Raw genomic sequence first — 14,912 nt, forward strand, 5'->3', positions numbered from 1 at the left:
TCAAGGCATTTTTGCGGGGGTCGGCGGGAAACTTTTGAAAAAATCTTCTGGCGGAGGTGGTGGTTTGCCCTCACCCCCTCACAGCTCCCTCCCCGTCATCCGCCGGTACGCCTCGCGATACTTTTCCGCAGTCCTCTGCACCACGTCGGGGGGGAGCTCGGGGGCGGGAGGCGTCTTGTCCCAGCCGGTGCTCTCCAGCCAGTCGCGCACGTACTGCTTGTCGAAGCTGGGTTGTGAGCGTCCGGGCACATAATCATCCACCGCCCAGAAGCGCGACGAGTCGGGCGTGAGCACCTCGTCGATGAGCAGTGTCTGCCCGTCTCTCTCCCCGAACTCGAACTTGGTATCGGCGATGATGATGCCCTTCCGCACCGCCTCGTCCCGCGCGAAGCGGTAGATTTCCACGCTCAGCCGAGCCAGCTCCCGCGCCACTGCACCGACCATCTGCACCGCTTGCTCCAGACTGATATTCTCATCATGCCCTGTCTCGGCTTTGGTGGCGGGGGTGAAGATGGGTTCCTCCAGTCGGTCGCTTTCGCGCAGCCGGGCGGGCAGGGCGATGCCGTGCAAAGTCACCGGCTTCTCGCTGCCGCCTGCCTGCACATACTCCTTCCACAGCGAGCCTGCCAGATACCCGCGCACCACGCACTCGATGGGATAGGGCTTCGCCTTCACCACCAGCATGGAACGACCGTTCAGCATCTCGCGCACGTGCGCGTCCACCTGCCCCCCCGCCGCAGTAACCGCTTCGGCGATGACATCTATCTCTGCGCTGATGAGATGGTTGGGCACCAGCTGCCGCGTGCGCTCGAACCAGTACAAAGAGAGCTGAGTCAGCACGCGCCCTTTGTCGGGGATGCCGTTGGGAAGCACCACGTCGAAGGCGGAGATGCGGTCTGTTGCCACAATCAGCAGTTTATCGCCCAGGTCATAGATGTCGCGCACTTTGCCACGCTTCGGCTCTGACAGCCCGAGGATTTGCGTGCAGGTGACTGTTGTCATGGGTGCGTTCTCCTTCGTTCACGCAGGATAATATGACCACTGTTCACGAAACCCTTTTCAGGGGTGATTTCATGCAAGGTCGCAGCATCCCGAATTACCCGAGCAACCCTTTCGTCATCAAGATGGAGATTCCTGCGCCGCAGGACAGCGCGGGCGGGCTGATTGTTGCCGACCTGGACGCCGACGGGCGCATGGACTATCTGGTCACCGTACCCAGACACGTCGCGGCGTACCGCTGGGACGGCAGGAAGCTCTGGGTGCTGAAGGTCGATGTGCGCGTAGGGGGCTCTGCCGAGTCGGAAGGGTTGCCCGGACATCACGGCGCCGGCGTGCAGGCAGGCGATATCGACGGCGACAAACGCACCGAGGTGCTCTTTCTGGACAACAACAGCACCCTGCACGTGGTAGGTGGGAGCTCTGGCAAGACTTTGTGGACAGTGAAGATACCCGTGCCCGAGGGCGCGGAACGGTGGGAACATCTGGCACTCGCAAACCTGCGCGGCAAGGGCGACCGCGACCTCGTGCTGCAAGCGACCAACGCCAAAGGCTACCGCATGGGCAGGTACGTGGCAGCGTTCGCGCTGGAATCGCTTCGCAAAGGCGAGGTGCAGCCGCTCTGGCAGGTGGATAACTTCCTTGCCTGTGCGCACAATGGGCTGCGCGTGGCAGACGTTAACGGTGACGGCAGAGACGAAATCCTCAGCGGCTGCATCCTCGCGCCAGATGGCAAGGAGCTCTTTCGCCTGAACGACCTGCGCGGGCACATCGACAGCGTCTTCATCGCCGACGTACAGCCCGACCGCAAGGGACTGGAGGTCGTCGCGCTGGAAGAGGGCGCGAACCGGGTGTTCCTGTTCCACGCGGAGGGGCTAATCTGGGCGGTGGACCACAAGCGACAGGAACCGCAGAACGCCGCCATCGGGCGTTTTGACCCCACGCGCAAAGGACTGCAAATCTGGTGCCGCAGCCGCTACGATACCCACCAGAAGCCCTGGGTGCTGGACGCCGACGGCAAAGTGATTGCGGACTATGAGCTGAGCAAGGTCGCCCCCGCCGACTGGACGGAGAAGGGCATCGAGGTGATTCACGCCATCCACTGGGACGGCACGGGCAGGCAACACCTTGCCGCGAAGGAGCGGCATGAGTCGGGAGATGTGGCGGTCATCGACGCCATGACGGGACGCTTCATCGCCCGCTTCCCCGAGCGCGCGGACCGGCTGTATGTGGCGGATGTGGTGGGCGATTGGCGCGAGGAGCTGATTGTGCTGGCAGGCAGTGAACTGCACATCTATCAGAACACCGCGCCGAATCCCAACCCGAACCGCCCCCGCCTGTGGACGAACCCGGTGTATCGACGCACAAAGGCGGTATGGAACTACTATTCGCCCTGAAAGGTGCGAGGAGGTGTCTGCCATGAGCAAAGCTTTGCTGGGCGCGTGGCTATTGCTTTGCCTGTTCATCAGCAACGAGGGAGGAACACAGAAAATGCACACGAACCCGCCGATTCGAGTGCTTATTGTCACCGGTGGGCACGACTTTGAGCGCGAACCGTTCTTCGAGATGTTCCGCAGTTTCGAGGGGATAACGTACGAAGAGGTACAGCACCCCCATGCGCACGCACGCCTCACGCCGGAAGCCGGTAAGCAGTACGACGTTATCGTTCTCTACGACATGTGGCAACCCATCAGCGAGGAGAGCAAAGAGGCGTTCGTCAAACTGCTGAGGGCAGGTAAGGGACTGGTCGCGCTGCACCACAGCCTCGCCAGTTACCAGACCTGGGATGAGTACCGCCGTATCATCGGCGGGAAGTGGCACATGGAAAAATGGAAGCAAAACGGCACTGAGCGCCCCCCATCCACTTTTCAACATGATGTACAATTTAAAGTGCATGTGGTCGATCCCAGACACCCTGTGACCAGAGGGATAGCCGATTTCGATATCCGCGACGAAACCTACGGCAACTTCGAAGTGCTGCCGAAGGTCAAACCGCTGCTGACCACCGACGAACCAACCAGCAATCGGGTCATCGCGTGGGCACACACGTACGGCAGGTCGCGCGTGGTCTACATCCAGCTGGGGCACGACCATTACGCTTATGAGAACCCCAGCTACCGTCGGTTGGTGTGGCAGGCTATCCGCTGGGTGGCGGGCAGGTAACAGCAACGCTCGAGGCGAGGTAACAAGCCGATGGGTTTGAGAAAATCTTTCCGCAATCCGGGCATGGAATACCGCGGCGCGCCGTTCTGGTCGTGGAACGACCGGCTGGAGGACGCCGAGCTGCTGCGCCAGATCGACAGCATGATGCAGGCGGGGATGGGAGGCTTTTTCATGCACTCCCGCGCCGGGCTGCTGACCGAATACATGTCGAAAGAGTGGATGCAGCGCATCCGCACCTGCGTCAATGCCGCCAGAGAGCGGGGAATGCTGGCGTGGTTGTATGACGAGGACCGCTGGCCTTCCGGCTTCGCGGGGGGCGACGTGCCTGCCATGCACCCTTCCTTTCGCGCCAAGCACATCACCTGGCTGCAGGGTGAGGCAGCGCGTTCCGAAGAGGCAAATACGCTGGCAGTCTACTCCTGTGTGTTTCGGGATGGGCACCTGCGCGACTTCCAGCCTCTTCGCACGGGGGAAAGCGTGCCAGCCGGGCGTGAGGTCTTGCGCTTCGTGTGGCGGTATGACCCACCCAGCCCCTGGTATAACGGCGGCACCTATCTGGATACCCTCAATCCCGAGGCGGTGGCGGCTTTCCTGAAACACACCTACGACGCCTACGCCCGCGAGGTAGGCGAGGAGTTCGGTAAAGCGGTGCCCGGAATCTTCACAGACGAGCCGCACTTCGGCAAGTTCTTCCAGCCGGATAAACTTCCTTACACAGAACGACTGCCCGAGGCGTTTGAAGCCGCGTACGGCTATCCCCTTGCCGAAGCTCTGCCCGCACTGTTCTTTGACACTCCCGATGCCACCGCACATCGCTACCGTTTCTATCGCCTTGTGACGCAGATGTTCGTGCAGAGCTTTGGTAAACAGCTATACGACTGGTGCGAGGCGCATGGCATTCACCTCACAGGGCACTATCTGCTGGAAGACACGTTTCACGACCAGATTTCTGCCATCGGCGCAGCCATGCCCCTGTACGAGTACATGCAGTCTCCCGGCATCGATCATCTGGGCAGGCGGTTGCCGGACGCCCTGCTGGCAAGGCAGGTCTCCAGCGTGGCGCGGCAGATGGGCAGGCGGCGCGTGCTGTGCGAAACCTACGGCTGCTCGGGCTGGAACATCTCGTTTGCCGAGCAGAAATGGATTGCCGATAACCTGTTCGTGCAGGGTGTAACCTACATGAACCAGCACCTCGCGCTCTACTCCATGTGGGGCGGACGCAAGCGTGATTTCCCGCCTTCTATCTTCTACCAGCAACCCTGGTGGAAGCACTACCGCTACCTCTCCGACTACATGGCGCGGGTGACGCTGATGCTGCAATCGGGCACGCCGTGCAGTGAACTGCTGGTACTGCATACCATCGGGTCGGGATGGGCAACCTTTCGCCCGGACGACCAGCAACAATGCGCCCGCTACGGAGAGGCGTGTATGCGCGTGAGTACCTGGCTGAACGAGATGCAGCATGACCACGACTTCGGCGACGAGCTCATCATGCAGAAGCACGCTCGTGTGGAGGGCGACTACCTGCGCATCGGACAGGCGCTTTATCGCCTGATAGTGATACCGCCCGCGCTGACTCTGGCGCGCTCTACCGTGCAGCTGTTGCGCGAGTGGCTGGATGCTGGTGGACGGGTTATCACGGTGGGCGAAGTGGCTTCGCAGATAGAGGGCGTTCCCGCCGCCGACCAGCTCGCCGCGCTCTGGAACCACCCCAGCGTGGTGCGCCTCCCGGAGGACTTCGCCGCGCTGCAGGAAACGGTGGATGCCCTTCTCCGCCCGATGGTGCGCGTCACCTACCCCAACGGCAACATCTGCCGTTCGGTATATGCCCGCGTGGTGCGCCGCGATGACGGCGCGCTGGTGGTGTTCCTGGTGAACCGCGCGTTGAACGATGACCAGGGCGAGCTCATCGTACAGGTGAACGGTGATGGACACCTGAGCCAGTGGAAGGCGGAAACGGGAGAAATCATCACCCTGCCGACGGATAAAACCGCCGAAGGCATGAAGCGGTGCAGCCTGCCGCTTGGCGCGGCACAGTCGTACCTGCTGATGCTGGATGGACAGGCAGGCTCCACCTACGAACGCAGAAAGCATCCCGCCATGCAGATAAACCTGGACGGCAACTACCGCGTGGAACGCACCGAACCGAACGTCCTGCTGCTGGACTACGCGACGCTCACCCTGCCCGGGCAGCCGCCAACCGAACGGTTGCCCATGTGGAAACTGCACCTGCGCCTTGCGGAGCATCTGGGCATCGACCCCGACCTGCATAACGGCGGGGTTTCCCTCTGGAAGCGCGAGCGGGAGCGCCAGTCGCCTCCCAAAACCTGCGACGTGGTGCTGACCTACACCTTCGAGAGCCGCATCCAACCGAAGACGCCGGTCACGCTGGTGGTGGAAAAGCCGGAGTACAGCCGCTTCGTGGTCAACGGCATGGAGATAGACAACACCGACAGGGGCTGGTGGCTGGACATCGGCTTCCGAAAGCTGGACATCTCCGGCACTATTCGCCCCGGTGCGAACGTCATCGAACAGCATCTCCACTTTGTGGAAGGGCTGACGCTGGAACCCATCATGATACTGGGGGATTTCGGGGTATCGCCGACGAAAGACAACCGGCAGTTCGTGCTGGACGAGGAGCCGTCGATGATTACGCTGGAAGACTGGTGCCCCCAGGGGTATCCGTTCTACTGCGGTTCCATGCGCTTCACGTGGCGGATACATCTGCCCGGCGAGTCACAGCGTATCGTGCTGGAGTGCCAGAAGCCGCATGCCCCCGTTTGTAGCGTGCATGTGAACGGGCAGTACGCGGGGTTGCTGGCGTGGCATCCGTACGAGGTGGACATCACCGACCTCGTGCATGAGGGGGAAAACGAAATCACGGTGGAGGTGTTCACCAGTCCGCGCAACCTGCTGGGACCGCTGCATCACCAGCAGGACGAGCTGTACGGCGTGGGACCGGAGAGCTTCACCGCAGGTGAGCAGTGGACGGACGAGTACCGTTTCGTGCCGTACGGGTTGCTGACGCCACCGCGCATCGTCATTTACGAGTGAAAAGCCACCGGCGCGCGGGTTAGGCGTGGTGGACCCTTTGCCCTGCACAAGGCGTCGCTGTGAACTCATCCGCCGCGCTCAGCCACGCGGTGCCCGCTGCCCCAATCAAGGCGGCACCGAGGCAATGGCGTGTATCTCCCACGCGGTGCCCACCGTGCGCTGCAGCGCAGACACCGCTTTGGCGAACGCCGCGCCTGGCGCCACAGAAGGGTAACCCGCCGTCCAGCCCGCATCCGCCCACGATAACACCAGATTCGTCACCCGGCTGGCAAGCGAACTTTCCGGGCGATGCTGATTGAACTCCTCCCATACTTATGGCATAATAACATTGCAGAGGCCGGATTGACTGGGGGCAAAGCAATCATGCAAACCGTCAAATATGTCTACTGGCAAGAGGAAGGAATGTGGTTAGGCTATCTGGAGGAGTTTCCCGACTACTGGACGCAGGGGGAAACCAGAGAGGAGCTGGAAGAAAACTTGCGCGACCTGTATCACGACCTGATGAGCGGTGAGATACCGAGCGTCCGCAGGGTGGCTGAGATGGAATTAGCGCAGGGATAGGACGCGCCGTGAAGCGAAGCGATTTGATACGCGAAATACAAGAAATGGGGTGTGTCCTTGTGCGGCATGGACACAAGCACGATTGGTATCAGAACCCGAGAACGAAGATATCTCAACCAGTACCTCGCCACCAGGAGATTAGCAACGTCCTGGCGAAACGCATTCTCAAAATGCTCAGCGATGATGCCCCGCGTAGCTAACGCCCCCAAAGGAGCCCCGCGCCCGCGAGCCAAAGAGGATGATACGACTCAACGACCACAAGCCAGAGAACTGCCTTATGCCCTGCCCCGCCGCGTGTGGGGTCCTCGCCGGCATTCAGCCATGCGGTGCCCACTGCCCCAATCAACCGTGGTAGGGAGGCGATGGCGTGTATCTCCCACGCGGTGCCCACCGTGCGCTGGAGCGCAGACACTGCTTTGGCGAACGCGGCGCCCGGCGCTGCAGAAGGGTCACCCGCCGTCCAGCCTGCCTCAAACGACGGATGAGCTGGCAGCTGATGCTAAGACCGCATTGTTGGCTCCAGACGATCACATCCCTTGTGGATTTGTCAAGGTTTTTTGCGACCGTTTGTGAAGAATGGATGAAGTGTGCTACTGCGTTTCACCCCCGTCGATCTGCCTCACCTGCGCGAAGCGGGACAGGAACGGCTCGCCCAGCGCGGCTTCGAACTGCTGCAGCCACCCGCGGATGTAGCCCTCGTCCAGATGGGGGTTCTTCAGCCAGATGCGTCGGCAATCCTCGATGTCGCGTGGACGCCCGGCAATCACTTTGTGGATAATCACGTCCTCGGGCGAGGCGAAGCAGACCTCCGTCGCGCCAAACGGCACGCGCCGCACGCGCCGCAGCGCCTCCTGCTCATAAGCCGATTGCGCAAAGATGACGTCAATGCGTATCCCGCTGGCTTCGTCGCGGCAGGGCAAAACCATCGTGCGTCTCACAAAGGCTTCAGCATCCTCCACCAGCACCTGCCAGCCCAGTGCGCGCACCGCTTCCAGCACCACTGGCAGACCCTCTGGGGCGACCCCAACGGTCACGTCCACATCCGCCGTGAGGCGCGGCTCTCCGTACAACAACACCGCCTGTCCGCCAATCACCATGTAGGCGATCGAGCGGGCATCGAACTCTCGTGCCATCTTCTCCAGCAGGTCGCGAAACATGAAACACCTCACCAGTCGGGTTTTGCGCGAGACGTCCTCCAGCGGGTCTATCGGAGGATATGCTCCCATTTGCCGCGCGTGCTGGTATAACGCCTCGTAAAGGCGCAGGTTTCGGTCAATATCCGCCGCCTCCCGACGGATGTACTCTGCTTCCCAGCGGCGCCAGTGCGCGCGGTCGGCAATCATCGCGCAGTCCCTCTGCTACTCCAGCTGGACGCCCAGCGCCTCGGCGATGAGGCGGCGCACCTCGTTGGGGTTGGCGCGCCCGCGGCTCAGCTTCATCACCTGCCCCACGAGGAACTGCAGCGTCTGCAGTTTGCCGTTGCGCACCTTCTCGGCAGCGTCGGGGTTCTCATCGATGGCTTGCTGCACCCACGCGGTAAGCTGGTCGATGTCGCTGACCTGTGTCAACCCCTTCGCCTGCACCACCTGCGACGGCTCCGCCCCTGTCTGGAACACCTCCTCCAGCACCTGCTTGGCGACGCTGCCCGTGATGGTGCCCTTGTGCACCAGCCCGATGAGGTCGCGCAGGTGTTTGGGCTGCACCTTGCAGTCGCGGATGTTTTCAATGCCAGCGGCGTTCATCAGGCGGGCGAGGTCGCCGTTCATCCAGTTCGCCACTGCCTTCGGCTCCGCGCCCAGTTGCACCACCTCCTCGAAGTAGTCCGCCGTGGCGCGGTCTTCCGCCAGCAGGGTGGCATCGTACTCCGGCAGGGTGTACTGCTCCATGAAACGCTGACGCTTCGCCAGCGGCAGCTCGGGCAGGGAGGCGCGCACCTGCTCGATCCACTCCTCGCTGAACTGCACCGGCACGAGGTCGGGTTCGGGGAAGTAGCGGTAATCCTGCTCGTACTCTTTACTGCGCATGGGGAAGCTCTCGCCGCGCTCGTCGTTCCAGCCGCGCGTCTCCTGCACCACCTTGCCCCCTGATTCCAGCACGCGGATGTGTCGCTGAATCTCGTACTCGATGCCCCGCTGCACCGCGCGGAAGGAGTTCAGGTTCTTTAACTCGGTCTTGACGCCAAAGGTGTCGCTGCCTTTGGGGCGCACCGACAGGTTGGGTTCGCAGCGCAGGCTGCCCTGCTCCATCCGCCCGTCGCACACGCCCAGATACAACAGCACACTGCGCAACGTCTGCAGGTAGGCACGCGCTTCCTCTGCGCTGTGCATGTCGGGGGGGAACTCGGTGACAATCTCCATCAGCGGCACGCCGCTGCGGTTGTAGTCCACCGCGCTCTCACCGGTGGGCAGATGGAATAGTTTGCCCGTGTCCTCCTCCAGATGCACGCGCCGGATACGCACCCGCACGATGCGCCCGCCCACCGGCACGTCCAGCCATCCCCGCTTGCCGATCGGCGTGTCGCCATATTGCGAAATCTGGTAGTTCTTGGGCAGGTCGGGATAGAAGTAGTTCTTGCGGTGGAAGACAGAGGTCATCGAGATTTCGCAGTTCAGCGCCAGCGCAGTGCGCAACACCATCTCCACCGCCTTTTTGTTCATCACCGGCAGGGAACCGGGCATCCCCGTGCAAACTGGACAGCACCGGGTGTTCGGCTCGCCCCCGAAGGCGTTGGCACAGGAACAGAACATCTTGCTCTCGGTCAACAGCTCGGCGTGCACCTCCATGCCGATGCAGGCTTCCCACTCCGCCATCAACACAACCTCCACAGGACGTTTGTCGCACTATTGTTGCGACTGGTTACACTGCGCTACCCGCTCAGGGAGAGTGCCCATCGGCTGACTACCACGCAAACTGTCCTTTGTCATGCTGATCGCCAGCGAAGCATCTCATCTGTCACCGCAAGAACCGAGATTCTTCGCTCCGCTCAGAATGACAGAGAAACCCTTTGTCATGCTGAGCATCAGCGAAGCATCTCGTCCTCTGTTACCGTGAGCGCACACGAAGGGGCTCGGAGATTCTTCGCTTCGCTCAGAATGACAAGGAGGTTCGTTCAGAACCCATCCTGTGTGCGTATCTGGCTGTAGACCGCTGGCGCGCTCTCCCACTGCGTAGCCGTTATATTGTATCAGAAAAGAGGGGTTGTGTGTAAGCACCTTCCGATTGCTCCGCTGGCTGGAGAAGGCAGCCTCCGAAGCGGGCGCGAAATGGGTGGTAGTTGGCATTGGTAAGAAAGAAGACCTGCTAAATATCCAGCTCGGTTCTCGACCTTATCCGTCCACCCATCCCTTCCTGAACCCCCTCAGAGGAATCCGCCCTGGAATGCCGAACTGTTCTCTATCTCAACGGCACTTGCCTGTGGATACCACACACGGCGGCAGCGGGGCGACAATATCGTCAAAACATGACCATCTCACGCACCCATCCGATAGTGGCGGTGATTCTCGCGGCGGGGCGCGGCACGCGCATGAAAGCGTCCCACCTGCCGAAAGTGTGTTTTCCCATTGCGGGCGTGCCTGCCATCGCGCGGGCGGTCGAGGCGTACGTGCGCTGCGGCATCCGGACGCACTGCGTGGTGGTGGGACAGGGGGCGGAAGCCATCATGGGCGTGCTGAAAGACCTGCCCGGACAGCGCATCTACGCCCATCAGCCCGAGCCTCGGGGCACGGGACACGCCACCCGCGTGGCAGTCGACCTGTTGCGGTCGCTGGGCTACACCGGCGACGTGCTGGTAGTGGCAGGCGACAAGGTGATCGAGGAAGCCTTCCTCGCGCGGCTGATAGACACCTTCTACTCGACCCGCGCCGACCTCGCCTTCGCGGTGGGTAGCGTTTCGGACTTCCCCACCTCGGGGCGCGTGGTGCGCGATGCGGGGGGCAGGGTTTGCGCCATCGTGGAGGTGTTTGACCTCGCGCGGGCGCAGGTATTGCGTTCGCTGCGGGAAGCCGCGCACAACGCTCCTCTCACCGCCGAGCAGGCAAGGCGCCTCGTCGCCCATGCGTTCCCGCAGGAGAAGAAGGCGGCACGTGCGCTGGGTGAACTCTGGCAGGATATCGAGCGTGGCGAGGTTATCCCGCTCGAACGGATACCTCAAGAGGACGGGGTTCGCGCCGGGCTCGCCGTTCTGCCAGTGGAACAGGTGGAAACCGCGCAGGAAGCGAATCTGTCGGTCTATCTGTTCCGCGCCCCCCTGCTCTACGATGCGCTCGGCAGATTGTCCGCCGATAACGCGCAGGGCGAGGAGTATCTCACTGACATCGTGGCGTTGCTGGCGCAGCGCGGGGCGAACATCCAGACCGTGCCGGTCGCCTATCCCGAAGAGGCGATGGCGTTCAACACCCCCGAAGAGCTGCAGGCTATCGAGCGATACCTCACCACCCGCGGCGGGGTGCAGGTGCAGGAACCGGTGCGCGGGGTGCGCATCGTCAGCCAGTGGCTTGCCGCGTTGGAGGGGGGCGATACGGATATCCTGCGCCTGCTGCGCGAGACCTACGGGGGAGACGATGCCACCGCGGAGAGCAAGCGTCGCCGTCTGCTGGCGTTGCTGGCCCTGCACCTGCAACGTTTTGGTGACCAGCCGGTGGTGATAGCGCGCGCACCGGGCAGGGTGAACATCATGGGCAGGCACATCGACCATCAGGGCGGGCACGTCAACATGATTGCCATCGACCGCGACGTGCACGTGGTGGTGGGCTTGCGTTCGGACCGGCAGGTGCACCTGCAGAACCTGCGTCCGAAAGAGTTTTCGCCGCGGGAGTTCTCGCTGGATGACCTGTTGCAGGGTTATCAGCCGGGCGCGTGGGTGGAGTTTGTGAACAGCGCGGCGGTGCTACAGGCGGCGGCAGCCTCCCGCGGCGAATGGTCGCAGTACGTCAAAGCCGCCTGCGCCCGTTTGCAGGCGCATTTCGCCGACTTCCGCCTGCCCGGTTTCAACCTGAGCGCGGACGGAGATGTGCCCATCGGCGCGGGGCTGAGCTCCTCGTCGGCGGTGGTGGTGGCGACGATGGAAGCGCTACTGCACCTGAACCAGTTTGCCCTGCCGCCGGAGCAGTTCGTGGATTTGTGCGGGGAAGCTGAGTGGTATGTGGGCACGCGCGGGGGCGCTGGCGACCACGCGGCGATGAAATTCGCACAGCGCGACGCCGTCGTGACCATGCGCTTTTTCCCGTTTCAGGTGATGGGAACCACCCCCTTCCCCAAAGGTTATCGCTTCCTGGTGTGCCATTCGCACCAGCAGGCGAAGAAGACCGCCGGTGCACGCGACCAGTTTAATCACCGCGTGGCGTGCTACCATCTGGGCAGAGAGTGGCTGAAGCACACCTTCCCACACCTTGCGCCGCGCATCGAGCATCTTCGCGATGTGAACACCGAGCAGCTGGGCATCCCGCTTGCCGGGCTCTACCGCCTGCTGAGCCACCTGCCGGAGCTTGTTGAGAGACAGGAGATACTGGAACGCCTGCCCGCCGAGCGCGTCCTGCCCTACCTGAATACGCATGACGAGAAACTGAACCGCTATCCCCTGCGTGCGGTGGTGCTGTTCGGGCTGGCAGAGTGCGAGCGCAGCCGCCGCACCGCCGCAGTGTTGCGCGATGGGCAACTGCACACCTTCGGGCTGTGGATGAACTGCTCACACGACGGCGACCGTGTCGCCCGCTGGAACCAGGACGGCAGTGAGTACCAGCCGTTCCAGATGGACTACTCCGACTCCGCCCTGCAAAGCCTGTCCCGGCAGGCGGAGCGTCACGCTGGGCACGCCGACCTGGCACTGCAACCGGGCGCGTACGCCTGCAGCACCCCCGAGATCGACTGGATGGTGGATGTGACCCTGCAGGTGCCCGGCGTGCTGGGCGCGCAGATACTGGGCGCAGGGCTAGGAGGCTGTATCCTGGTGCTGGTGCGTGAAGACGCCTGCGACGCCGTGCAACACGCGCTCATCGACCGCTACTACGCGCCGCGCGGGCTGGAACCGGACATGTTCGTGTGCCAGCCTGTAGCGGGCAGTGGTATCATCGCCACCCAGTAGACGACCATTCCCCTGTTTCAATGGACAAACCGCTGGCATCGTCACCACACGCTGAGGAGGGAGAATGAAAACGTTTACATTATTAAAAACGGGTTAATCAAAATATCTTAATAGAAGACGGTCGTTCAGTGTCTGTTTTTTGCACTCTAGTGCTTGCTATTTTCTGAAGGAACTGGTATACTCGATGCAAACGTTTCCATTCCATCAGGGAGTGTGAACGGCGTGCAACGCGCAGACATCACAACAATTGCACGTGAACTGGGCATATCGGTTGCCACGGTGCATCGCGCTCTGCACAACAGCGGCAGTGTGAGCGAAAGCACGCGCCGTCGTGTCCTGGAAACCGCGCAACGTGTCGGCTACCGCCCCAACCGCATTGCTCAGGAACTACGGGCACGTAAAACGTTCACCATTGGCGTCACTTTCACCGGTATATCCAGCGCGTTCTATGCGAGCATTCTGGATGGGGTAGAGGAGGCCGCCCATCAGGCTGGATACAGCGTGCTTCTCAGCTGCTCACACGACGACCCCGTCAAAGAGCGAGAACAGATCGAACTGCTGCTGGAGAAGCGCGTTGCAGGCATCATCCTGTCCCCAGCCGACCCATCGGCCAGTGCCTCCTACTATTCAGGACTCATTGAGGAAGGCGTTCGTCTGGTCTTCGTCGGGCGATACGTGCCGGGCGTGCCAGGCGATTCGGTGGAAACCAACAATTCACTTGGCGGTTACCTGGTGGGCAAACACCTGGCTGGTTTGGGAAGGCAGCGTATCGGTATCGTGACCACGATCGCCCCGAAACGTCAATACACGTATGTACTGGAGCGTATCGCCGGATGCCAGCAAGCTTTGCAAGAACACGGGTTGTCCGCAACGATTATCGGAGAGGACTTTGAGGAGCGGTTGCCCCTGCCCCGATTCGCTTACAAGGCAGTACGGGATTACCTGCGAAAAGGGGGAGCGGTCGACGCTGTTTTTGCGCTGAACGACGACTTAGCCTATGGAGCGATTAACGCCCTGTTCGATGCAGGCTATCGGGTGCCGGAGGACGTGTCGGTGGTCGGCTTTAACGACGAGGCGATGAGTGAATTCTTCCGCCCCGCCTTGACCACCGTTCGTTCGGCACTTCGAGAACTCGGCATCCAAGCGGTGCACCTGCTTCTGGAGCGTATCGCCGCCACGGAGTCGCCCACGCTGGGCAGGCGCGTACTCATCGAGCCGCAGCTGGTTGTGCGTGAGTCCTGCGGGGCGAAATCTCGTGGTGTCGAAGCCAACCACCTACACCCAAGAAAGGAGGACCTCACACCATGAAGCACACCCGAGCGTTCACCCTGATTGAGCTGCTGGTGGTCATCGCGATTATCGCGATACTGGCAGCCATCCTGTTCCCCGTCTTTGCACGGGCGCGCGAGAAGGCACGGGCGACCGCCTGCCTCTCCAACGTGAAGCAGATTGCGACGGGGATTATGATTTACATTCAGGATTACGACGAGACCTACCCCGCCGCGTGCAACATCTCCAGAGCCTTCAACACCCAGTGGCCCCAGTTGCGCACCCTCATCCAGCCGTATGTGAAGAACGACGCCATCTGGTTCTGCCCGTCCGAACCGCGCCCCAGCGTGTGGGAGCAGGACGGCTTTAGCCAGGGAGACCCCTCGTTCAGGGGAGCAGGCACCTCCTACGCCTATAAGTCGCGCCTGACGACAGACTGCCCGCCCGGTACTCCTGCCAACTGCCGCGGCAATCTCGCAGGGGTTCCGCAAGCCGCTCTCGAAAACCCAGCCCAAATCTGGCTGTTCTGGGACGCTGACTCCGACTACAGTCGCCACACCGACCAGTCGCGCACCGGCTACTTGGGTAGTCCGGATTGCCGATGGCAGGGTGGTACCAAGGGGCAAATGGCTGCTTACGCCGACGGTCACGCTAAGCTGACGCTGGGCATCCCCCGTCCACAGTGGTACGAGAACATGGCGCTGGACGGAAAAAACTACGTTCCCTTCGCGGGTTGTCCGTAAAGCAGGTCGGGGTGGGGATGGCTCCCCACCCCTCCTCGACGGTGGAG

At 61.9% G+C, this 14,912-nt stretch carries 12 protein-coding genes; 8 read left to right on the forward strand and 4 right to left on the reverse strand.

The window, feature by feature from the left end:
- Positions 1-78: 78 nt before the first annotated feature.
- Positions 79-1,002 carry a phosphoribosylaminoimidazolesuccinocarboxamide synthase gene (locus tag K6U75_14145; protein ID MCL6476180.1) on the reverse strand — a complete coding sequence of 308 codons (924 nt, stop codon included), beginning with the start codon at positions 1,000-1,002 and terminating at the stop codon, positions 79-81.
- A 71-nt stretch (positions 1,003-1,073) separates the two neighbouring features.
- Between K6U75_14145 and K6U75_14150 the strand changes: the two genes are divergently transcribed.
- The 3 genes from K6U75_14150 to K6U75_14160 are packed head-to-tail and all read left to right on the forward strand — an operon-like array spanning position 1,074 to position 6,213.
- Positions 1,074-2,393: an FG-GAP-like repeat-containing protein gene (locus K6U75_14150; GenBank protein MCL6476181.1), complete on the forward strand. Its 1,320-nt coding sequence runs from the start codon at positions 1,074-1,076 to the stop codon at positions 2,391-2,393.
- A 22-nt stretch (positions 2,394-2,415) separates the two neighbouring features.
- Positions 2,416-3,159, forward strand: coding sequence for a ThuA domain-containing protein (locus K6U75_14155; GenBank protein MCL6476182.1), 744 nt, complete (start codon positions 2,416-2,418; stop codon positions 3,157-3,159).
- A gap of 30 nt (positions 3,160-3,189) precedes the next feature.
- On the forward strand, positions 3,190-6,213 hold the full coding sequence (locus tag K6U75_14160) for a hypothetical protein (protein MCL6476183.1): 3,024 nt from the start codon (positions 3,190-3,192) through the stop codon (positions 6,211-6,213).
- 105 nt (positions 6,214-6,318) lie between these two features.
- Here K6U75_14160 and K6U75_14165 read toward each other — a convergent pair whose 3' ends face one another.
- Positions 6,319-6,462: a hypothetical protein gene (locus K6U75_14165; GenBank protein MCL6476184.1), complete on the reverse strand. Its 144-nt coding sequence runs from the start codon at positions 6,460-6,462 to the stop codon at positions 6,319-6,321.
- Between the two features lie 114 nt (positions 6,463-6,576).
- Here K6U75_14165 and K6U75_14170 point away from each other — a divergent pair, with 114 nt between their 5' ends.
- Entirely contained in the window at positions 6,577-6,774 is a 198-nt protein-coding gene (locus K6U75_14170; protein ID MCL6476185.1) for a type II toxin-antitoxin system HicB family antitoxin, read from the forward strand.
- Positions 6,775-6,782: 8 nt separating this feature from the next.
- Positions 6,783-6,974, forward strand: a complete 192-nt coding sequence (locus K6U75_14175) for a type II toxin-antitoxin system HicA family toxin (GenBank protein ID MCL6476186.1) — start codon at positions 6,783-6,785, stop codon at positions 6,972-6,974.
- A gap of 390 nt (positions 6,975-7,364) precedes the next feature.
- On the opposite strand, the gene K6U75_14180 is transcribed toward K6U75_14175, so the two are convergent.
- Complete coding sequence (locus K6U75_14180; protein ID MCL6476187.1) at positions 7,365-8,117, reverse strand: nucleotidyltransferase; 753 nt, start codon at positions 8,115-8,117, stop codon at positions 7,365-7,367.
- Between the two features lie 15 nt (positions 8,118-8,132).
- Positions 8,133-9,584: an Asp-tRNA(Asn)/Glu-tRNA(Gln) amidotransferase subunit GatB gene (gene gatB / locus K6U75_14185; GenBank protein MCL6476188.1), complete on the reverse strand. Its 1,452-nt coding sequence runs from the start codon at positions 9,582-9,584 to the stop codon at positions 8,133-8,135.
- A gap of 650 nt (positions 9,585-10,234) precedes the next feature.
- On the opposite strand from gatB, the gene K6U75_14190 reads away from it, so the two are divergent.
- The 3 genes from K6U75_14190 to K6U75_14200 all read left to right on the forward strand — a co-directional run bounded on the left by K6U75_14190 (position 10,235) and on the right by K6U75_14200 (position 14,865).
- A complete protein-coding gene (locus tag K6U75_14190; protein MCL6476189.1) occupies positions 10,235-12,853 on the forward strand; it encodes an NTP transferase domain-containing protein in 2,619 nt (872 codons plus the stop codon).
- Between the two features lie 222 nt (positions 12,854-13,075).
- The gene (locus K6U75_14195; protein MCL6476190.1) at positions 13,076-14,161 is read left to right on the forward strand and encodes a LacI family transcriptional regulator; all 1,086 of its coding nucleotides are present in this window, start codon (positions 13,076-13,078) and stop codon (positions 14,159-14,161) included.
- The gene (locus K6U75_14200) at positions 14,158-14,865 is read left to right on the forward strand and encodes a DUF1559 domain-containing protein (GenBank protein ID MCL6476191.1); all 708 of its coding nucleotides are present in this window, start codon (positions 14,158-14,160) and stop codon (positions 14,863-14,865) included. The genes K6U75_14195 and K6U75_14200 overlap by 4 nt, the downstream gene beginning before the upstream one ends.
- Positions 14,866-14,912: the final 47 nt, after the last annotated feature.

It is taken from the genome of Bacillota bacterium (assembly GCA_023511455.1).
Classification (GTDB): domain Bacteria; phylum Armatimonadota; class HRBIN16; order HRBIN16; family HRBIN16; genus HRBIN16.